This is a genomic window from Pseudomonas wenzhouensis, assembly GCF_021029445.1.
GTDB classification, from domain to species: Bacteria; Pseudomonadota; Gammaproteobacteria; order Pseudomonadales; family Pseudomonadaceae; genus Aquipseudomonas; species Aquipseudomonas wenzhouensis.
In genome coordinates, this window is sequence record NZ_CP072610.1 from 2,714,416 (window position 1) to 2,735,015 (window position 20,600).

Here is a 20,600-nt window from a genome sequence, read left to right on the forward strand (position 1 = left end):
CGTGGGAGGGGCTTTAGCCGCGAGCGTTGTTCATCGCGGCTAAAGCGGATCGCCGCCCGGCCCTTCCCACGGCCCCATAACAACAAGAAGGAGCACGCCCATGTCACTGTCCGGCAAAACCCTGTTCATCACTGGCGCCAGCCGTGGCATCGGCCGCGAGATCGCCCTCAAGGCCGCCGCCGATGGCGCCAACATCGTCATCGCGGCCAAGAGCGCCGAGCCACACCCGAAACTGGAAGGCACCATCTTCAGCGTCGCCGCCGAGGTCGAAGCCGCTGGCGGCAAGGCCCTGGCACTGCAGCTGGACGTGCGCGACGAACAGGCCGTGGCCGCCGCCATGGCCCAGGCTGCCGAGCATTTCGGCGGCATCGACGCCCTGGTCAACAACGCCGGCGCGATCAAGCTGGTGGGCGTGGAAAAACTCGAACCCAAGCGATTCGACCTGATGTACCAGATCAACACCCGCGCAGTGATGGTCTGCAGCCAGGCGGCACTTCCCTATCTGAAGAAGAGCGCGGGTGGGCATATTCTCAACCTCTCGCCGCCACTCAACCTCGATGCCAAGTGGTTCGCCCAGCACGGCCCCTACACCGTCACCAAGTACGGCATGAGCATGCTCACCATGGGCATGAGCGAGGAGTTCAAGAAGTACGGCATCAGCGTCAACTCGCTGTGGCCGAAGACCATGATCGCCACCGCCGCCATCGAATTCGAACTGGGCAGCCGCGACGCCTTCAAACGTGCGCGCACGCCGGCGATCATGGCTGACGCCGCCCATGCGATTCTGAGCAGCGAAGGCCGCAGCATCAGCGGGCGTCTGCTGATCGACGAGGACATCCTGCGCGAACGGGGCGTCAACGATTTCGAGCAGTACCGTTTCGATCCCGCTGGCGGCAGCCTAGTGCCGGATCTGTTTGTCGACTAAGGCCTAAGACGCGTGGCTTCGTAACCCGGATGCAATCCGGGTATCCCATGCGCGGATTCCCCGGGTTACATCCGGGCTACGGACACCCGAGCCGCGTGCACCGAGACAAGCGTCGGGATCGCGCCTTGCCCGGTACACACGGCTACTGCTTGAACTCGAACTGCACCTCGGCGCCTTCGATGGAGTCCCAGTAGTCGTCGACACGCTCGTTGCTGATCAGCCGACCGCTGATCTGGAACGGACTCTGGACGTCGGGTTTCTCGCCAAACAGCGGCGGCAGCACTGGCGAGAGTTCCTCGCGGGTTTCGTTTTCCAGCGCCTGCTCGAACAACTCCTGCGGCACGCTGAGATCCAGTGCCAGCTTCGCCTCGGGCTCGGCAGGTTTAGGCTGTGGTGCTGCAGCAGGTTTGGGCTTGGCGGCAACAGGCGCTTTGGCGGGAGGCACGGGTTTGTTTTCGACCACCTTGGCAGGCGGCGCAGGTTGAGGCGCGCTAACCACGGCGGGCTCAGGTGCAGGCTGCTGCGCAACAGGCTCAGGCGCACGCTCGCAGGCGCTCAGCCAACCCAAACACAGCAACAGTAAAATGGACTTACGCATCATGGGACAAGGGTAACTCGATCAGTAACGCGCCCATGCTCCTCCGCCTGGGCGCGCCTGACAAGTCGACTTACAGGACTTTTACCCGACCGCTCATTCGGCTGACGGCTCCTTAGCCAGATGCTCAAGCTCGGCCTCGATATCCAGTTGCGGATAATCGGCCTTGAGCTGCTCCAGCAACCGCTGCGCCTCCTCCTGCTGATTGGCCTTGCGCAGCGCCAGCAGACGCAGCAACGCCTCGCGCAGTTCGCTCTGGATCACCAGCTCGGCCATCGGTGCGATGGCAGTAGCACTGCTCAGGGCTTCATCCGCCATCGCGGTCGGCTGCGCTGATCGTGCAACAGCCTCAGCTTTGAGGCGCTCCTGAGGAACAGCCATACGCGCCATCGGCTCAACCTCCGCAGCCCGCTTGGCCGCCATCGATGCAGGTGCTGGCGCGGCAGGGCTCATCGCCACGCTGGGCGGCACGGCATCGAAGGCCTCCGGCGTTTGCTCCAGCGTACGCCAGGTAAGGCTGACGCCGATCCCCACGCAAGCCAGCCCGGCTAGCGCCACCGACCAGCGCTGACGACCGCTGCCGAACAGCCATTGGTGCAGGCGTTGCGCCCTGCCAGATTCAGCCTTGTCGGCCTGCTGTGCTTCACGGGCGGCCGCATTGGCCGCCGCCAGGATGCGCGCATCCATCTCGGCCGAGGGTTCACCGCTGCCATGGGCACGGAAATGCGCCAACAGCTCTTGTTCGTGATCCAGCGGTTCTCGTTCATGGGTCATACGGACAACTCCTCGGTGGCCAGCAGCCGGCGCAGTTTCTGCAGGGCATAGCGCAAACGGCTCTTGACCGTCTCAGCCGGCGTGCGGGTCAACTCGGCAATCTCGTTCAGTTCCAGGTCGCCATGGGCACGCAACAGGAACACCTCGCGCTGATCTTCCGGCAGGTCAGCCAGCGCCGCCTGCAACCGTTCTTTGTCGCGGGTCAGCCACCAGTGCTGCTCCGGGCCTGGCTGCGGATCGGCCTGGGCGTGCTGGCCTTCGTCATATTCGTCATGTCCGGTCTGATGACGACCCGTCTTGCGCCAGTGGTCGATCAAACGGTTGCGGGCGATCTGGTACAGCCAGGTCTTGAACAGCACCGCCTCGCGCTGCTCGCTCTGGCTGCGGATCAGGCTCATCCAGGTTTCCTGGAACACTTCCTCGGCCAGGGCATGATCGCCACACAGGCCGAGCAGAAAGCGGAACAGACCCAGCCGATGGCGCTGGTACAGCGCGTTGAAGGCTGCGGCATCACCGCGGCGGTAACGTCGCAATAGAGCGGCGTCGTCATCCGTGAGAGGTGCGTTCACTGCTGAACTCGTGCGGGGGTGGAGCCGGAAGTGTGCAGGCTCTGGGCAATTTCGGCCAGTTGGATGAACTCGCCGCGCAGGCCGAAGCGATCCTCGCCCCTGGCCGAGCGCGCCAGCTCGATGCTCTGCGCCAGGTCGAAGTCGCCGGTGTAGCGACCGTCCTTGAGCTGCTGGGCGAAGGCCGCGACCGCAGCGGCGAAGCGCAGATCCTCGCTGGCAGCGCTTATCGGCTTGGCCTCGGCACGCGCGATGGGGCGCTCCAGCAAACGGCTGGCTGCCTCGCCTGGCGCCTTGTAGCGAATCCGCAGCCAGGCCAGTTCATCCGCCTTGCCCGCTGGCGAGGTCGCGGCCTGGTAGCGCAGCGGCTCCAGCCAGCCCTTGCCGCCGGCGGGAACAATCTCGTAGAGCGCAGTGACCGTGTGGCCAGCGCCAATATCGCCGGCATCGACCTTGTCGTTGCTGAAGTCCTCGCGCTTGAGCGCGCGGTTCTCGTAGCCCAGCAAGCGGTATTCGCTGACTTCGCTCGGGTTGAATTCCAGTTGCAGCTTCACGTCGCTGGCCACGGTGGCCAGGGTCGAGCCGAGCTGATCCACCAGCACCTTGCGCGCCTCGCGCAGGTTGTCGATATAGGCGTAATTGCCGTTGCCGGCATCGGCCAGTTGCTCCATCAGGCGCTCGTTGTAGTTGTCCACGCCGAAACCCAGGGTGGTCAGCGAGACGCCTGTGTTGCGCTTGTCCGCCGCCAGTTGCTTGAGGCTGTCGAAGTCGCTGATGCCAACATTGAAGTCGCCGTCGGTGGCCAGCAGGATGCGGTTGATGCCGCCCTCGATCATATGCTTGCTTGCCTGCTGATAGGCCAACTGAATGCCTGACTCCCCTGCCGTCGAACCGCCAGCGCTGAGTTGATCGATAGCCGCACGAATCTTCACCGTGTCACTGCCGGGCGTGGAGTCCAGCACCACCTGGCTGTTACCGGCATAGGTGACCAGCGAGACACGATCCTGCGGGCGCAGCTGCTCGACCAGCAATTTCAGCGTGCCCTGCACCATCGGTAGACCTTCACGGCGATGCATCGACCCGGACACGTCGACCAGGAACACCAGGTTGGCCGGCGGCAGCTCCTCCACGCTGCGATCCGATGCCTTGATGGCGATGCGCAGCAGGCGCGTCTGCGGGTTCCACGGCGTCACCGCCAGCTCGGTGCTGACGCCGAAAGGTACGTCACCCTGCGGCAACGGATAGGCATAGGGGAAGTAGTTGACCAGCTCCTCCAGGCGCACGGCATCCTTCGGTGGTAGTTGCCCACCGTTGAGGAAACGCCGCACGTTGGCGTAGCTGCCGGTATCGACGTCGATGCTGAAGGTGGACACCGGCGTTTCGGCAACGGCGAATACCGGGTTGTCGGCATAGGCCTGGTATTGCTCACGCGACTCGTCACGGTAGCTCGGCGGCAGGATATCGGCGACGGGGGCCGGCGCGTAGGCCATCGGCGCCATGCGCTTCTGACTGGCCTCGACATGCATCTCGGCAGCCGCAGGCGCAGCCAGACGTTCACGGACAAGTGTCACCGCCGGTTCCGAATTGGCCTGGGCTTCCGGCTCCGGGCCAGAGGCGCTGCAAGCGGCAAGCAACAGCACGGTGCCCGCCGAAAAACCGACGGCGAACAGACGAACGAGCAACAAGGCATAAGCGGGCATGCTGCACCTCCTGAGCAATGGCACGAGACCTTCGCTCAGGTAGACGCAGCCTTGAGGTGAATCGGGTTAAACCAGAACGTGCCTGCTCAACCTTCCCACGAACCGCCCGCTTCCTGGCACAGCTGCGTGGCCAGCATGCCCAACGTCATCAGCGCCCTCTCCGCCTCACGGTTCCATGGAATGCCGCAGTTGAGGCGCACACAATGGTTGAACTGTTCGGTATTGCTGAAGATCAGCCCGGGGGCGATGGAAATGCCCTGCTGCAGCGCGCGCACGTGCAGATCCTTGGTGTTGACCCGCGCGGGCAGGCTGATCCAGAGGATGAAGCCGCCCTTGGGCCGGGTCATCTGCGTACCGACCGGGAAATACTGCTGTACCGCCAGCTGGAAGGCGCTGAGGTTCTTGCGGTACTCCTGACGGATATGCCGCAGATGGCGGTCATACCCGCCATTTTCCAGGTAGGCCGCCACCGCCATCTGGGTGACGCTGCACGCCGAATGGGTGGAAAAGGTCTGCAGCCGCTGGATCTCGTCCTGATACTTGCCAGCGACGATCCAGCCGATGCGCACACCGGGCGACAGCGTCTTGGAGAAGCTCGAACAGTAGATCACCCGGCTGTCGCGATCATGGGATTTGAGCGCCTTGGTCGGGCCCTGTTCGAACATCAGCTCGCCGTAGATGTCGTCCTCGACGATCTGGAAATCGTAATCGCCGGCCAGGCGCAGCAACTGGCGCTGACGCTCCTCGGGGATGGTGCCGCCGAGTGGGTTGGATAGACGTGCCGTCAGCACCAGCGCCTTGATCGGCCACTGGTTGGCCGCCAGTTGCAGCGCTTCGAGGCTGATGCCGGTGGTCGGATCGCACGGGATCTCGATGACCTTGAGCCCCAGCAGATCGGCCAGTTGCAGCAGACCATAGTAGGTCGGCGACTCCACCGCGATCAGGTCGCCCGGCTTGGTCAACACGCGCAGGCTCATCTGCAGCGCATCGACGCAGCCATGGGTGATCACCACCTCGGACGGGTCGACCACCACACCGGCATCACGCATGCGGATCGCCACCTGGCGGCGCAACGGTTCGAAACCGGGGCTGAACATGTAGCTGAAGGCGCGCGGACTGTGAAAACGGGTGACCTTGGCCAGTTGCTGGTGCAACGCCCGCACCGGCAAATAGTCGACATGCGGCACCGCAGCACCCAGCGGGAATACGCCCTCACGACGCGACTCGGTGAGGACCTGGTTGATGATACTGGCGCGGGTGACCAGACCAGGCCGTTCGACCTTGGCGATATCCGGCGTCGGCGCGGTCAGGGCTGGCGTCTGATGTACGTAGAAACCCGATTGCGGGCGCGCACGGATCAGCCCCTGATCTTCGAGATTAGCGTACGCCTGCAAAACGGTGGCGTGGCTGACGTTGAGCTGGGCGCTCATCTTGCGTACGGACGGCACACGCTCGCCGGGCTGATAGACGCCGCGACGAATATCCTCGGCCAACTGCTGGGCGATACGTTGATAGAGCAGCAGATTGGTCATGGCGATATCCTCCGGGGCACAGGAGCATAACAGTAACCTATTGCTACACAATTGTACCGGCACAGATGCGATCTGTTTTTACCGTACGCAGCACTTTGCTGGTCACAGATTGCGTAAATGCCGTGTTCCGAACATAAAAAACCCCGGGCGCGCCGGGGTTTTCAGGTTCGGTACCAGGCGATCAACGCTCTGCGCCAAGCTGACCTCGCTCATCGGAGAAGACGATTTCCACCCGCCGATTCTGCGCCCGACCACGTGCCGAGGCGTTTTCCGCAACGGGAAAGTCCACGCCGTAGCCAACCACCTGAATACGCTTGGCATCGACGCCCAGGTCGACCAGCAGGTCGGCTACAGCCTGCGCGCGCGCGCGCGACAGTTCGAGATTCTCCGCCGCATCGCCGGTGTTGTCGGTGTAGCCCTCGATACGCACACGCCGCTGCGGATTGATCTGCAGAAACTGCACGAGTTTGAGCACAGTACGGTTGGCCGCCGGCTGCAGATCAGCGCGACCGGCATCGAACAGCATGTCGCCCAGGGTCATCACCAGGCCGCGCTCGGTCTCGCTGGTGGCCAGGCTGACCATCTGCTCTTCCAGCCAGCCGTTATGCTGCTGCACGCTGAGCAGTTTGGCTTCACGCAGGGTCAGTTGCAGACGCTGACGCTCCAGTTCCAGCTTGGCCGCACGCTCCTGGTTGAGGCTGATATCGCTATGTTGCCGGGCGATCTCGGCATAGCGCTGACTGAGGTAGGCGTAATGACGTACATCGTCGCCACTGCCCCAATAACTGGACAGTCGCTCGGCACGCGCCAGGGACTCGCCTGCGCGAATCACATCCTTGGGCGCGGCACGCAGTACATTAGGATCCTCCTTGACCGACTGGAAGCTGATACGCGCCTCCTCCAGAGCCTGCTCGCTTGCCGGCTGACTGCTGACGCAGCCACTCAGAACGGCACCAGCCAGTACCACCGCGCCGAAATGACCGAAAGTCTTCATCACATCGCCCCCAATTGCTGGCGCAGCCGACCGATACGCTGGTTGAGCTCGGTCAGTTGCTCACGGCCCTTGGCGTTCAGATGCTCAGCCTCGGCCAGGCGTGCATCCAGTTCGGCCTGCTCGGCAAGTTGCCGTGCCTGCTTGTTTTCGCCGTCCTGCATGGCGCTCTGAGCCTGGGCGAGCTTGCTTTCGGCTTGTAGCAATGAAGCGGACTGCTCGCTGACGACACCCAGGGATTTGGTCTGCGCCAAGGCCTGTTCGGTCAGCCGCAGCTGCTCGGTGGGTGCAGGATCGCTGGCGCAGGCCGTCAGGCCCAGCGCCAGCAGCAAGGGAAGGGTTCGATTGATCACGAAAATTTCCTACTGAGTGACGTCGCCAACCGGATCAGGCTGCATCTGCTGCGCCTTCCACAGATCCAGATTGCGTTGCAGGAACTGCTCAGGCAGCCCGGCGGCGACCATTTCTGTCATCTTCCGCGCCAGCTGGCCACGCAGCCAGGGCTCGTTGCACGCCGAATTGTGCGACAGGGTAAGGTAGAGGCCTTCGCTGGAAATCGGCGGATCCAGCACCTCGAGGTCATCATCCATCCCCAGCGTTTCAGCGAGTGCCAGGCCGGGATAGCGTTCGTACAGCACATAATCGGTGCGACCGAGCAGTAACTTCTGGAAGGCCTGAGTCAGGCTCGATACCCCTTCGAGCGTCAGGTTCTGCTTGGCAAAGGTGTCGAACTGCTGACCGAAACTGTTGCCCACCAGCGTATCGCCGGTATGTCCCTGCAGGTCGATCCAGCTGCCATAGGGGAAGGCTTCACCCTTGCGCACCCAGACTACGCTGGGCGTATAGAAGAACGCTGGGTGCACATAATCCATTTGCTCCAGACGCGGCAGGGTGATGAACGCGCCCGCAATCAGATCGACACGACCGGTACGCACTTCATCCTGCGCGCGTGACCATGGCCCGGTGTAAATCACGTCGATCACCACACCCAGCTCTTTACCCAAATGCTTGAGCAAATCAGCATTGGCGCCGACCAGTTGCTGCGGGTTCTGCGGATCACGCCAGAGATAGGGCGGGTACTCGGGGTTACCGGTCGCCACCAGGCGCTCGCATTTACCAGCAGCAAGGGCCGCAGTTGGCATGACGACCAGTGCGCACCACAACAACAGCGACTTAAACAGACAACGCTCAGGCATTGGCTACTCTCGGATCATACGTGGGTCGGCGGGACAGCGGCCCCGGAGTCCTGTGTATTCATGCTAGCTTAATGGCGCCACCGGAATCAGTGCGATAAGGACGCGCCATGAAAAAACTGCTGTTCGCGCTGCTGCTCCTGCTGTCAGGTAGCGCAGCTACGCTGTATTTCTTTCCTGCGACTCAACTGGCCAGCCTGCGTCTGCTACCGCGCCGGTCTCGCTCACGAGCAGCTGACTGTCCATAATCTTAACATCCATTACTACCAGGGAGGGCCGGCAAGCGCTGAAACGCTGGTGCTGCTTCATGGTTTTGCCGCCGACAAGGATAACTGGCTGCGCTTTGCTCGCCACCTGACCGCGAACTATCGCGTCATTGCCCTGGATCTGCCAGGCTTCGGCGACAGCGACCTGCCTAGCGGTAGCTACGATACCGGCACTCAGGCCGAACGTCTGGCGGATATTCTCGCCGCCATGGGTATCCAGCAGGCGCACGTGCTGGGTAACTCGATGGGCGGACAGATCGCCGCCCTCTTCGCCGCACGCTACCCGGAACGCGTCCGCTCGCTGGCGCTGTTCGCCAATGCCGGAATCGACAGCCCGCACAAGAGCGAGCTGTATCGCCTGCTCGCTCGTGGCGAGCCCAATCCCCTGGTGATCAGGCAGCCGCAGGATTTTGACAAGCTGCTGCACTTCATCTTCGTCGAGCCGCCCTATCTGCCCGAGTCGCTCAAGCGCTATCTGGGTGAGCGCGCCATGGCCCGTGCCGGGCATTACGAGATGGTGTTCAAGCAGTTGCGGGAACGCGCCATTGCTCTGGAGCCCCAGCTGACAGGAATCCAGGCACCCACCTTACTGCTGTGGGGCAAACAGGATCGAGTGCTGGACGTATCCAGCATCGAAGTCATGCAACCGTTGCTGCGCCAGCACAGCGTGGTGACCATGGATGACGTTGGTCACGCCCCCATGCTTGAGCGTCCCGAAGAAAGCGCCCTGCTCTATCGGCGATTTCTGGAAGGCCTGAAGTGACACCCGGCACACAGGATCGGGTAGGAGGCGGGGTCACCCCCGCCGTCCTCCCACACCACCGTACGTACGGTTCCGTATACGGCGGTTCCTGCCTACTGACCAACAGCGTCAGCGAGCTTGGTTCCGTTGATGTGTCGCCCGTGGTAACTAAGCGCCCAGACCGGCCCTCGGAGTTTCCGACTCCTACCTCCTGATGGTCTCGACCGCCGCTGTTCACGACGCTTCTGCTTTACGCTCCAACAGAGAGCACACCTGACTATCCACTCATGACAGGTTCAGCCCTTCATTGCTCCGGTTGCGAGCAACTACTACGGCCTCTGCTGACTTCTGTTCGCCCATCCCGTCACCTCGCGGCGCCGGTAGCACATGGCAGGTCAAACAGATCTCCCAGGGTAATTCGCGCGACTTTCCTGCTTATGCCTGTCGGATCTACGTCACAGCGTTCCGTGCAAGTATTGGGCTTTGGCAATTTTGGCTACCTTACCCCGCTGCACCGCCTAATCCGCTTCCTGTTCGTCAGGCCAGCATTTTGCCTCGGGCTTCCTTCAGATTCGCAGTCACCCACGACACCCTTGCCTCTGGCTAACACTTCCCCTTGCCGGGTGTGTAGAGGACTTTCACCTCCTAGTCGTCCAGCTCACCACCACAGTGAACCGAACAGCGCCAGTCACGGCGCTACGCGCCATGCCTGGCGCAATCGAGTAGGAGGCGGGGTCGCCCCCGCCGTCCTCTCACACCACCGTACGTACGGTTCCGTATACGGCGGTTCAGGCCATACGGCTAAGCCGAGTGATCGTATCCAGTATTGACACCAGTCCAAGCGCATCCCAGCGTTTCTTCGGCAGCGCCTGCCGCAGGTGCAAGGCGCCGGCGTTCCACCAGGGGCCGCGCCCGTTGGTGGCCGACTTCCAGGCCCGCTCCTCCGGTAAGCCCAGCCGCATCAGATTGCGTGCCCGGGTAACCGGTCGTTTCCAGTGCCGCCACAGCACATTGCGCAGCAACCGCCGCACCCAGCCATCCAGCTCTTCCACAGGCCGCTTGCTCTGGCTCAGCTTGAAGTAGCTGCTCCAGCCACGCAGAACCGGGTTGAGCCGCTCGATCAGCCAGGTCAGCTGACTACCCCGCCTAGCACGTAGCAGGCTTTTCACCCGTTCGCGCAGGCGCTGCAGACTGCTGCCGGCAATCCGCAGTTTCGGCTGCCGGTGCACGGTCATGCCGTAGCCCAGGTAACTGCTGCGCCACGGGCGGATGACCTGGCTCTTGGCCCGGTTCAACCGCAACCGCAGCCGCTGCTCCAGGAAACGCTCCAGACTGGCCAGCACCCGCTCGCCCGCCTGCCGACTGCGGACGTAGACGTTCGCGTCGTCGGCATAGCGCACGAAGCGATGGCCGCGCCGGCTCAGCTCCTGGTCCAGCTCGTTCAGCAGGATGTTCGAGAGCAGGGGCGAGAGCGGCCCGCCTTGCGGCGTGCCTTCTCGTCGCAGGCTCACGAGCCCATCCGCCATGACACCGGCTTCCAGGTAGCGCCGAACCAGCCGCCGCACACGCGGGTCTTCGACCTGACGCGCCAGCAGATCCATCAGCAGATCGTGGTCGACCCGGTCGAAGAATTTCTCCAGGTCCAGTTCCACGCTCCAGCGATAGCCCGACGCCACATGGGCGCGGGCCATTTCGATGGCCTGGTGCGCGCTGCGCCCCGGACGAAAGCCGTAGCTGAAGTCCGAGAACAGCGGTTCGAAAAGCGGCGTCAGTTGCTGCAGCAGCGCCTGCTGGATCAGGCGATCCAGCACGCTGGGTATCCCCAGCGTTCTGACCCCGCCCTCGGGCTTGGGAATGTTCACCGCACGGACGCCGTGCGGCTGGTATTCACCCGTCTGCAGCCGCTCCCGCAGGGACGGCCAATACTGCTTCAGGTAGCCCGCGAGTTCGTCCACCGACAGGCCATCGGCCCCAGGTGCGCCCCGGTTGTTCACCACCCGTCGATACGCACGCCTCAGGTTCGCCGGCGACAGCACCCGCTCCATCAGCGCGTTCGGCTCCGCTTTCGTCCACGTTACAGACGCCATCGGTGTCTGCGCACTGTCAGCCGGCATGCGCGGATTCCGTCCACCATGCCGGGGAACAGCCTTCCCCTGGGGGGAAGCTTCTGCGGTTCGACATCCCATGAGACTCCAACGCCTACCGGCGGTATGACCTGTTCGGCCCTTGGTGACGTGGTTGCTCGTCACTTACTACGGCCTCGGCTGACTTCTGCACGCCCATCCCGTCGCCTCTCGACGCCCGGTAGCCCAGCGGCAAACATGCAGATCTCCCAGGGTAATTCGCGCGACCTTCCGGCTTATGCCTGGCGGATCTACGTCGTAGCGTGCCGTGCAAGTACCGGGCTTTGACGAATTGGGCCGTCTCACCCCGCTACGCCGCCTCCATCCGCTTCCTGTTCGTCAGGCCAGCCATTTGCTTCCGGCTTCCTTCAGATTCGCAGTCACCCGCGACACCCTTGCCTTCCGCTAGCACTTCCCCTTGCCGGGCGTGCAGAGGACTTTCACCTCCAAGTCGTCCGGTTCACCACCACAGTGAACCGAACAGCGCCAGTCACGGCGCTACGCGCCATGCCTGGCGCACCCAATAAAAAACCCGCTCTAGTGAGCGGGTTTTTCGTTGCGGGAAAGCGGCTTAGACCGACTTTTCCAGCTCCGGTACGGCTTCGAACAGGTCAGCAACCAGACCGTAGTCAGCCACCTGGAAGATCGGCGCCTCTTCGTCCTTGTTGATCGCAACGATCACCTTGGAATCTTTCATACCAGCCAGGTGCTGGATCGCACCGGAGATACCGACGGCGATGTACAGCTGCGGCGCAACGATCTTGCCGGTCTGACCGACCTGCATGTCGTTCGGCACGAAACCGGCGTCGACGGCAGCGCGGGAAGCGCCGACGGCAGCGCCCAGCTTGTCGGCCAGCGCGTACAGGTGCTTGAAGTTGTCGCCATTGCCCATGCCACGACCGCCGGAAACGACGATCTTGGCAGCCGTCAGTTCCGGACGATCGGACTTGGCCAGCTCTTCGCCGACGAAGGCGGACTTGCCGGCATCGGCCGGGCCGGAAACGGCTTCAATGGCAGCGCTGCCGCCTTCGGCAGCAACAGCGTCGAAACCAGTGCTACGCACAGTGATCACCTTGACGGCAGCCGAGGACTGCACGGTGGCGATGGCGTTACCGGCATAGATCGGACGCTTGAAGGTGTCGGCGCTTTCAACGGCGATTATCTCGGAGATCTGATCGACGTCCAGGGCAGCAGCGACGCGCGGCAGGATGTTCTTGCCGTTGCTGGTGGCGGCAGCCAGGATGTGGCTGTAGTTCTTGCCCAGCTCGGCTACCAGCGGCGCGACGTTTTCCGGCAGCTGGTTGGCATAGGCCGCGTTGTCGGCAACCAGCACCTTGGCTACGCCAGCGATCTTGGCAGCGGCGTCGGCAGCAGCGCCAGCGTTGGCACCGGCTACCAGAACGTGAATATCGCCACCGATCTTCTGCGCCGCAGCAACGGTGTTCAGGGTAGCGGGCGCCAGGGCGGCATTGGTGTGTTCAGCGATAACCAGGATAGTCATTTAGATTACCTTCGCCTCGTTCTTCAGTTTCTCGACCAGTTCAGCCACGGACTTGACCTTGATGCCGGCGCTGCGAGCAGCCGGTGCTTCGACTTTCAGAGTCTTGACGGTGGAAGCGGTGGAAACGCCCAGCGCGTCCGGGGTAACGGTTTCCAGCGGCTTTTTCTTGGCCTTCATGATGTTCGGCAGCGACGCGTAGCGCGGCTCGTTCAGACGCAGGTCAGTGGTGACGATCGCCGGCAGGTTCAGCGCAACGGTCTGCAGACCGCCATCGATCTCACGGGTGACGTTGACCTTGTCGCCAGCCACTTCGACCTTGGAGGCGAAGGTGCCTTGGCCGAAGCCAGTCAGGGCGCCCAGCATCTGGCCGGTCTGGTTGTTATCGCTGTCGATGGCTTGCTTGCCCATGATCACCAGCTGCGGCTGCTCCTTGTCGACCACAGCTTTGAGCAGTTTGGCCACGGCCAGGGAGTTCAGCTCATCGTTGGACTCGACCAGGATGGCACGGTCGGCGCCGAGGGCCAGCGCGGTGCGCAGTTGCTCCTGCGCAGTAGCCGGGCCGATGGTGACGACGACGATCTCGCTCGCCACGCCCTTTTCCTTCAGGCGTACGGCCTCTTCCACGGCGATTTCGCAGAAGGGGTTCATGGACATCTTGACGTTGGCGAGGTCGACGCCGCTGTTGTCCGCCTTGACGCGAACCTTGACGTTGTAGTCAACCACTCGTTTGACAGCTACAAGAACCTTCATGGATTCCTCGTTACTCTCCGGTGAATAAGAATGTCGCCAAGGCGAGCCTGGCCGGTGATGCAAAAGCGACCGCATCCAACCTTTTAGCTCAGACGGCGAGCGCAAAACCGCCCGTATCTTGACCCCGCAGCCTGGCCTGGTCAATACAGCGAACCGGCCGGTCATCTGCGATGTAGTAGGATTCTAGCAGGCCTACAGAAAATTCAAACAAACGTTTGTATTGGCCCGTCGAGAGGGTGTAGATATAATGCCTGCACCGTGCTTAGGGAGCGAGCTGTACCCTCCCCTATAAAACATCGAAGAGCCTTGAGTAGGAGATAGCCTGTGGAACGCGAATTTATGGAGTTCGACGTCGTCATCGTCGGCGCCGGCCCGTCTGGCCTGTCCGCCGCCTGCCGACTGAAGCAGAAAGCCGCAGAAGCGGGCCAGGAGATCAGCGTTTGCGTGGTCGAAAAAGGCTCCGAAGTGGGCGCTCACATCCTCTCCGGCGCGGTGTTCGAGCCACGCGCACTGAACGAACTCTTCCCTGACTGGAAAGAACTTGGCGCCCCGCTCAACACCCCGGTCAAACGCGACGATATCTACCTGCTGCGCGACGCCGACAAGGCTACCCGAATTCCTGACTTCTTTGTGCCGAAAACCATGCACAACGAAGGCAACTACATCATTTCCCTGGGCAACCTGTGCCGCTGGCTGGCCCAGCAGGCCGAAAACCTGGGCGTCGAGATCTATCCGGGTTTCGCCGCCCAGGAAGCGCTCATCGACGAGAACGGCGTGGTACGTGGCATCGTCACTGGCGATCTGGGCGTCGACCGCGAAGGCAACCCCAAGGAAGGCTACTACACCCCGGGCATGGAGCTGCGTGCCAAGTACACCCTGTTCGCCGAAGGCTGCCGTGGCCACATCGGCAAGCAGTTGATCAAGAAATACAACCTCGACAGCGAAGCCGATGCCCAACACTACGGTATCGGCATCAAGGAAATCTGGGATATCGATCCGGCCAAGCATGAGCAAGGCCTGGTGGTGCACACCGCCGGCTGGCCGATGGACATCATGGGTACCGAGAACACCGGTGGCTCCTTCCTTTACCACCTGGAAAACAACCAGGTCGTGGTGGGTCTGATCATCGACCTGTCCTACGCCAACCCGCACCTGTCGCCGTTCGACGAGTTCCAGCGCTACAAGCACCACCCGGTGATCGCTCGGTACCTGGAAGGCGGCAAACGTGTGGCTTACGGTGCCCGCGCCATCTGCAAGGGCGGCCTTAACTCGCTGCCGAAGATGGTCTTCCCGGGCGGCGCGCTGATCGGCTGCGACCTCGGCACCCTGAACTTCGCCAAGATCAAGGGCAGCCACACCGCGATGAAATCCGGCATGCTGGCGGCTGACGCCATCGCCGAAGCCCTGGCCGCCGGCCGCGAAGGCGGTGACGAGCTGACCAACTACGTCGATGGCTTCAAGGCCAGCTGGCTGTATGACGAACTGTTCCGCAGCCGCAACTTCGGCGCGGCCATCCACAAGTACGGCACCCTCGTCGGCGGCGGTATCAACTGGCTGGACCAGAACATCTTCGGCGGCAAGGCCCCCTTCACCCTGCACGACAACAAGCCGGACTACGCCTGCCTGAAGCCTGCAGCCGAGTGCACGAAGATCACCTACCCGAAACCGGACGGCAAACTGAGCTTTGATAAACTGAGCTCGGTATTCCTCTCCAATACCAACCACGAAGAAGAGCAGCCCTGCCACCTCAAGCTCAGCGATCCGAGCATTCCGCTGGCGAAGAACCTGCCGCTGTACGACGAACCGGCGCAGCGCTACTGCCCGGCCGGCGTGTACGAGGTGGTGACACAGGAAGACGGCGAGAAGAAGTTCCAGATCAACGCGCAGAACTGCGTTCACTGCAAGACCTGCGACATCAAGGATCCGGCGCAGAACATCACCTGGGTGGCGCCGGAAGGCACCGGCGGCCCGAATTACCCCAACATGTAATTCGCGCCAGCATGAAAAAGGCTCCCTCGGGAGCCTTTTTCATTTCTATCGAATCACTCCTGCGGGCATTCAGTCCTGATAGATCATCTTGCGGCTCATGCCACCATCGATGACGAACTCCTGACCGGTGACGAAACCGGCCGCATCGGAGAGCAGCCAGGCAACCTGCGCTGCGACATCCTCCACCGTACCGACACGGCCGACCGGATGTTGCGCATGATCGAACACCGACAGCGGCTCCAGGCGCTGCTGCGACGGGTCACGGGCATCGATCCAGCCGGGACTGACGCAGTTGACCCGCACTTCGGGGCCCAGACTGATCGACAGCGCATGAGTGAGCGCCACCAACCCGCCCTTGCTCGCAGCGTATGCCTCGCAATCAGCCTCGGACTGGCTGGCGCGGGTCGAAGCGATGTTGACGATGGCGCCGTGATGTCCACGCAGATAGGGCGCGCAATGCTTGGCCAGGAGCATGGCGCCGGTCAGGTTGACCGCCAGCATGCGATTCCAGCGCTTGAGATCGAGTGACTCCAGTGGCGGCGTATGCGGGTCGGCGATGGCCGCATTGCACACCAGCGCATCGAGACGGCCAAACTGACCGAGCACCTCGGCGACACCAACGCTAACCTGCTCTTCCCTGGCCACATCCATGGCCACGAACCAGGCGTTATCGCCCAGCGCACGCGCCACCCTGGAGCCACGCTCACGGTCGATGTCGGCCAGCACCACCTGCCAGCCTTCGGTAATCAGCCAGGCACTGATGCCCAGACCAATCCCGCGAGCGGCTCCGGTGACCAGCGCGACACGCCCGTTGTTGGGCGTGTCAGTCGTCCCCCACTCCAGCATCAGAGTGCCGCCAGGCCGCGCGCCAGATCCGCCTTGAGGTCTTCCAGCTCTTCCAGGCCCACGGCCACCCGAATCAGGCTGTCGCCGATGCCGGCATTGGCACGCTCCTGCGGCGTCAGGCGACCATGAGAGGTGGTCGCCGGATGGGCGATGGTGGTCTTGGTATCGCCCAGGTTGGTGGTGATGGAAATGACACGGGTGCCATCGATCACCTTCCAGGCCGCCTCACGCCCGCCCTTGACCTCAAAACTGACCACCGCGCCGAAGGCACTCTGCTGCCTTTTCGCCAGCTCATGCTGTGGGTGGCTGGGCAAGCCGGCATAGTACACACGCTCGACCTGCGGCTGTTGCTCCAACCACAACGCCAGCTGCCGCGCACTCTCGCTCTGCGCCTGCATGCGGATACGCAGGGTTTCCAGCCCCTTGACGAACAGCCAGGCGTTGAACGGGCTCAGGGTTGGCCCGGCGGTACGCAGGAAACCGACCACCTCCTTCATCTGCTCGCTACGACCGGCCACCACACCGCCCAGACCACGGCCCTGGCCATCGATGTACTTGGTTGCCGAATGCATGACGATGTCGGCGCCGAGCTTCAACGGTTGCTGCAGCGCCGGCGTGCAGAAGCAGTTGTCTACCGCCAGCAGCGCACCACGGGCATGGGCAATATCGGCCAGCGCGGCGATATCCACCAGCTCGGCCAACGGATTGGATGGCGACTCGACGAACAACAGCCTGGTATTGGCCTTGAAGGCGCCCTGCCAGGCGTCCAGGTCGGCCAGCGGCACGTAATCCACCTCGATACCGAAACGCTTGAGGTACTTTTCGAACAGGCTGATGGTGGAGCCGAACACGCTGCGCGAGACCAGCACATGGTCGCCGCCGCTGCACAGGCTCATGACGATGGCAAGGATCGCCGACATGCCGGAAGCGGTCGCTACCGCCTGCTCGGCCCCCTCCAACGCCGCGATGCGCTCCTCGAAGGTGCGCACGGTGGGATTGGTGTAGCGCGAATAGACGTTGCCCGGCATTTCACCAGCAAAGCGTGCCGCCGCATCGGCTGCGGTACGGAATACATAGCTGGAGGTCAGGTACAAGGCCTCACCATGCTCGCCCTCTGGCGAACGGCGCTGCCCGGCACGCACCGCCAGGGTGTCGAAACCGGCACCGTCCAGATCGCTATCCAGGCGCCCCGCTTCCCATTCCAGTGTCATCGTAAATCCTCATCCAGAAAACAGGCCGGGCCACTAGGGCCCGGACTTCAATCGATCACGCAGAGTGTGCCGCTCAGTTATTGTGCAAATCAATAATTGCACTGACGGCCTGAGACTTCGCCTTGCTGGCGTCGTTGCGTGCCTGCTCGATACGGTTCAGGTAGGCCTCGTCGACATCGCCGGTGACGTACTTGCCGTCGAAAACCGCACAGTCGAAGTTGTCGATCTTGATCTTCTTGCTACCGCTGACCGCCTCGATCAAATCCGGCAGATCCTGATAGACCAGCCAGTCGGCGCCAATCAGCTCGCAAACCTCTTCGGTACTGCGTCCATGAGCAATCAGCTCGTGGGCGCTGGGCATGTCGATACCGTAGACGTTCGGGTAACGCACCGCTGGTGCTGCCGAGCAGAAGTAGACATTCTTCGCGCCGGCTTCGCGCGCCATCTGAATGATCTGCTTGCAGGTGGTGCCACGCACGATGGAGTCATCCACCAGCATCACGTTCTTGCCGCGAAACTCCAGCTCGATGGCATTGAGCTTCTGCCGCACGGATTTCTTGCGCGCCGCCTGCCCAGGCATGATGAAGGTACGCCCGATGTAGCGGTTCTTGACGAAGCCTTCACGGAATTTCACGCCCAGACGGTTGGCCAGCTCCAAAGCGGCCGTACGGCTGGTATCGGGAATCGGAATGACCACGTCGATATCATGATCCGGCCGCTCACGCAGAATCTTGTCGGCCAGTTTCTCCCCCATGCGCAGGCGCGCCTTGTACACCGAGATGCCATCCATGATCGAATCGGGGCGCGCCAGATAGACGTGCTCGAAAATGCACGGCGCATACTTGGCATTGGTCGCGCACTGGCGGGTGAACAGTTGGCCTTCCTCGGTGATATACACCGCTTCGCCCGGCGCCAGGTCACGGATCAGGGTGAAACCGAGCACGTCCAGCGAAACGCTTTCCGAAGCGATCATGTATTCCACGCCTTCGTCGGTATGCCGCTGACCGAAGACGATCGGGCGAATGCCATTCGGGTCGCGGAAACCAACGATGCCGTAGCCGGTGATCATCGCCACCACGGCGTAGCCGCCAACACAGCGCTCGTGCACATGGGTCACGGCGGCGAACACATCTTCCTCGGTCGGCTGCAGCTTGCCGCGCTGGGCCAGCTCATGGGCGAACACGTTGAGCAGCACTTCCGAATCGGAATTGGTGTTGACGTGACGCAGATCGGATTCGTAGATCTCCTTGGCCAACTGCTCGACGTTGGTCAGGTTGCCGTTGTGCGCCAGGGTGATGCCGTACGGCGAGTTGACGTAGAACGGCTGCGCCTCGGCCGAGCTGGAACTGCCAGCGGTCGGGTAGCGCACGTGGCCGATACCCATATGGCCGACCAGACGCTGCATATGGCGCTGCTGGAACACGTCACGCACCAGGCCATTATCCTTGCGCAGGAAAAGGCGGCCATCATGGCTGGTGACAATACCGGCAGCGTCCTGGCCGCGATGCTGAAGGACGGTGAGCGCGTCATACAGCGCCTGATTGACGTTCGACTTGCCGACGATACCGACGATGCCACACATGTGCCACAACCCCTGCTAGATAATTCAGGCTAATTCAGCGACCGATGCAGCGGTTAATCCGCCTCGGCCACTCTTTTAAAGCAGATCGACTGGGTTAGCCGAACCACCAGAGAACCACTGCTCGGACCACCCCAGAATGAGGTTCTTCGACCAGTCAGCGACCATCAGAAAATGCGGCACCAGGTGCGACTGCTGCCACCACGTATCCTGTTCAACTGGCGCCAGGCTGATCAGCCCGACCAGCAGCACGACCAACAAGCCACCGCGCGCGGCGCCAAACACCATGCCGAGAAAACGATCGGTACCGGACAGGCCCGTCACGCGAATCAGTTCGCCGATGAGGAAATTCACCAGGGCTCCGACCAGCAACGTGGCGATGAACAGCATGGCACAGGCGGCGATCACTCGTGCAGAAGGCGTTTCGATGAATTCAACGAGATGCAACGCCAGCGCGCCACCGAACATCCAGGCAACCACGCCTGCGATGATCCAGGTCAGCAGCGACAGGGCTTCCTTGACGAAGCCGCGCTTGAGGCTGATCAGACTAGAAATGGCGATGACGGCGATGATCGCCCAATCGACCCAGGTAAATGCCACGGTGCAATCCGCCAGCGGAAAAGGCCGGCATTCTAGCAGAGCGCGGCGCGCGGGGTAACCGTGCGACGCGCGCCATGCTCAGCCCGCCTCAGGCTGGAAGCGCACGACGAAGCCACTCAACTTGTGCTGGCGATTGAGCTGGTCGCGCAGACGTTCGGCTTCGGCACGCTCGATCAGCGGGCCAACGAATACCCGGTTCATACCGTCGAAGGTACGGATATAGGCGTTATAACCCTGGCTGCGCAGGGTTTTCTGCAGATTCTCGGCACCACTGCGGCTGGACAGGCTGGCCAGTTGCACCGACCAGCTTATCGGCAGGTTATTGGCATCCAGGCGCCCTTCGGGCTGTGCCGGAACGGCCACGACCGACTGCTCGGGCTTGGCCGGCGCGGACTGGCTCGGCGGGGCAACAGGCACCGGCGTCTGCACCGGCGACTCAGGTACTTCGGGGGCTTCGACGGTCTGCGCCTGCGACTCCTCGACGGGCACCGGCTCTTGCGGCAACACCTCGGGTTCGATCACCTCGGCGGGCTCGACGATGATCTCGACCGGGGCTGACGCTTGCGGCATTGGCGGGGCATCCACGACCACGCGCCGCATCTCGTTCTCGCGTGACAGCAGCATCGGCAGGAAAATCACTGCCAGCGCCACCAGCACCAGAGCGCCGACCATACGCTGTTTGAGCCCCTTATCCAGCATTGCCATCCCCAATCCCCT

At 62.5% G+C, this 20,600-nt stretch carries 18 protein-coding genes and 1 pseudogene; 3 read left to right on the forward strand and 16 right to left on the reverse strand.

Annotation, left to right across the window (positions count from 1 at the left end):
• Positions 1 to 100 precede the first annotated feature (100 nt).
• Positions 101 to 925, forward strand: a complete 825-nt coding sequence (locus tag J7655_RS12465) for an SDR family oxidoreductase (protein WP_230924721.1) — start codon at positions 101 to 103, stop codon at positions 923 to 925.
• A gap of 142 nt (positions 926 to 1,067) precedes the next feature.
• Here J7655_RS12465 and J7655_RS12470 read toward each other — a convergent pair whose 3' ends face one another.
• The 8 genes from J7655_RS12470 to J7655_RS12505 all read right to left on the reverse strand — a co-directional run bounded on the left by J7655_RS12470 (position 1,068) and on the right by J7655_RS12505 (position 8,279).
• Complete coding sequence (locus J7655_RS12470) at positions 1,068 to 1,370, reverse strand: hypothetical protein (RefSeq protein ID WP_230924722.1); 303 nt, start codon at positions 1,368 to 1,370, stop codon at positions 1,068 to 1,070.
• A 246-nt stretch (positions 1,371 to 1,616) separates the two neighbouring features.
• Entirely contained in the window at positions 1,617 to 2,294 is a 678-nt protein-coding gene (locus J7655_RS12475) for a hypothetical protein (protein WP_230924723.1), read from the reverse strand.
• On the reverse strand, positions 2,291 to 2,863 hold the full coding sequence (locus tag J7655_RS12480; protein ID WP_230924724.1) for an RNA polymerase sigma factor: 573 nt from the start codon (positions 2,861 to 2,863) through the stop codon (positions 2,291 to 2,293). Before J7655_RS12480 ends, J7655_RS12475 begins: the two co-directional genes overlap by 4 nt.
• Complete coding sequence (locus J7655_RS12485) at positions 2,860 to 4,560, reverse strand: vWA domain-containing protein (RefSeq protein WP_230924725.1); 1,701 nt, start codon at positions 4,558 to 4,560, stop codon at positions 2,860 to 2,862. The genes J7655_RS12480 and J7655_RS12485 overlap by 4 nt, the downstream gene beginning before the upstream one ends.
• An 86-nt stretch (positions 4,561 to 4,646) precedes the next feature.
• Entirely contained in the window at positions 4,647 to 6,092 is a 1,446-nt protein-coding gene (locus tag J7655_RS12490) for an aminotransferase-like domain-containing protein (RefSeq protein WP_230924726.1), read from the reverse strand.
• Between the two features lie 181 nt (positions 6,093 to 6,273).
• Positions 6,274 to 7,086, reverse strand: a complete 813-nt coding sequence (locus tag J7655_RS12495) for an OmpA family protein (RefSeq protein WP_230924727.1) — start codon at positions 7,084 to 7,086, stop codon at positions 6,274 to 6,276.
• A complete protein-coding gene (locus J7655_RS12500; RefSeq protein ID WP_230924728.1) occupies positions 7,086 to 7,436 on the reverse strand; it encodes a DUF4398 domain-containing protein in 351 nt (116 codons plus the stop codon). The genes J7655_RS12495 and J7655_RS12500 overlap by 1 nt, the downstream gene beginning before the upstream one ends.
• Before the next feature lie 9 nt (positions 7,437 to 7,445).
• On the reverse strand, positions 7,446 to 8,279 hold the full coding sequence (locus J7655_RS12505) for a substrate-binding periplasmic protein (protein WP_230924729.1): 834 nt from the start codon (positions 8,277 to 8,279) through the stop codon (positions 7,446 to 7,448).
• A gap of 107 nt (positions 8,280 to 8,386) precedes the next feature.
• Between J7655_RS12505 and J7655_RS12510 the strand changes: the two are divergent.
• Positions 8,387 to 9,305: pseudogene (locus J7655_RS12510) on the forward strand (alpha/beta fold hydrolase).
• A gap of 767 nt (positions 9,306 to 10,072) precedes the next feature.
• On the opposite strand, the gene ltrA reads toward J7655_RS12510, so the two are convergent.
• The 3 genes from ltrA to J7655_RS12525 all read right to left on the reverse strand — a co-directional run bounded on the left by ltrA (position 10,073) and on the right by J7655_RS12525 (position 13,658).
• Complete coding sequence (gene ltrA, locus J7655_RS12515; protein ID WP_230924730.1) at positions 10,073 to 11,398, reverse strand: group II intron reverse transcriptase/maturase; 1,326 nt, start codon at positions 11,396 to 11,398, stop codon at positions 10,073 to 10,075.
• Between the two features lie 580 nt (positions 11,399 to 11,978).
• Complete coding sequence (locus J7655_RS12520; protein WP_230924731.1) at positions 11,979 to 12,908, reverse strand: electron transfer flavoprotein subunit alpha/FixB family protein; 930 nt, start codon at positions 12,906 to 12,908, stop codon at positions 11,979 to 11,981.
• Positions 12,909 to 13,658, reverse strand: coding sequence for an electron transfer flavoprotein subunit beta/FixA family protein (locus J7655_RS12525; RefSeq protein ID WP_024307880.1), 750 nt, complete (start codon positions 13,656 to 13,658; stop codon positions 12,909 to 12,911).
• A 324-nt stretch (positions 13,659 to 13,982) separates the two neighbouring features.
• Here J7655_RS12525 and J7655_RS12530 point away from each other — a divergent pair, with 324 nt between their 5' ends.
• Positions 13,983 to 15,647, forward strand: a complete 1,665-nt coding sequence (locus tag J7655_RS12530; RefSeq protein WP_230924732.1) for an electron transfer flavoprotein-ubiquinone oxidoreductase — start codon at positions 13,983 to 13,985, stop codon at positions 15,645 to 15,647.
• 69 nt (positions 15,648 to 15,716) lie between these two features.
• On the opposite strand, the gene J7655_RS12535 is transcribed toward J7655_RS12530, so the two are convergent.
• The 5 genes from J7655_RS12535 to J7655_RS12555 all read right to left on the reverse strand — a co-directional run bounded on the left by J7655_RS12535 (position 15,717) and on the right by J7655_RS12555 (position 20,588).
• A complete protein-coding gene (locus J7655_RS12535; protein WP_230924733.1) occupies positions 15,717 to 16,493 on the reverse strand; it encodes an SDR family oxidoreductase in 777 nt (258 codons plus the stop codon).
• Positions 16,493 to 17,704 (reverse strand): O-succinylhomoserine sulfhydrylase, encoded by a 1,212-nt coding sequence (locus tag J7655_RS12540; RefSeq protein ID WP_230924734.1) that lies wholly within the window; start codon positions 17,702 to 17,704, stop codon positions 16,493 to 16,495. Before J7655_RS12540 ends, J7655_RS12535 begins: the two co-directional genes overlap by 1 nt.
• Positions 17,705 to 17,777: 73 nt before the next feature.
• Complete coding sequence (purF, locus tag J7655_RS12545) at positions 17,778 to 19,286, reverse strand: amidophosphoribosyltransferase (protein ID WP_230924735.1); 1,509 nt, start codon at positions 19,284 to 19,286, stop codon at positions 17,778 to 17,780.
• A 75-nt stretch (positions 19,287 to 19,361) separates the two neighbouring features.
• Positions 19,362 to 19,883, reverse strand: coding sequence for a CvpA family protein (locus J7655_RS12550; protein WP_147812276.1), 522 nt, complete (start codon positions 19,881 to 19,883; stop codon positions 19,362 to 19,364).
• Between the two features lie 78 nt (positions 19,884 to 19,961).
• Positions 19,962 to 20,588, reverse strand: a complete 627-nt coding sequence (locus J7655_RS12555; RefSeq protein ID WP_230924736.1) for an SPOR domain-containing protein — start codon at positions 20,586 to 20,588, stop codon at positions 19,962 to 19,964.
• Positions 20,589 to 20,600: the final 12 nt, after the last annotated feature.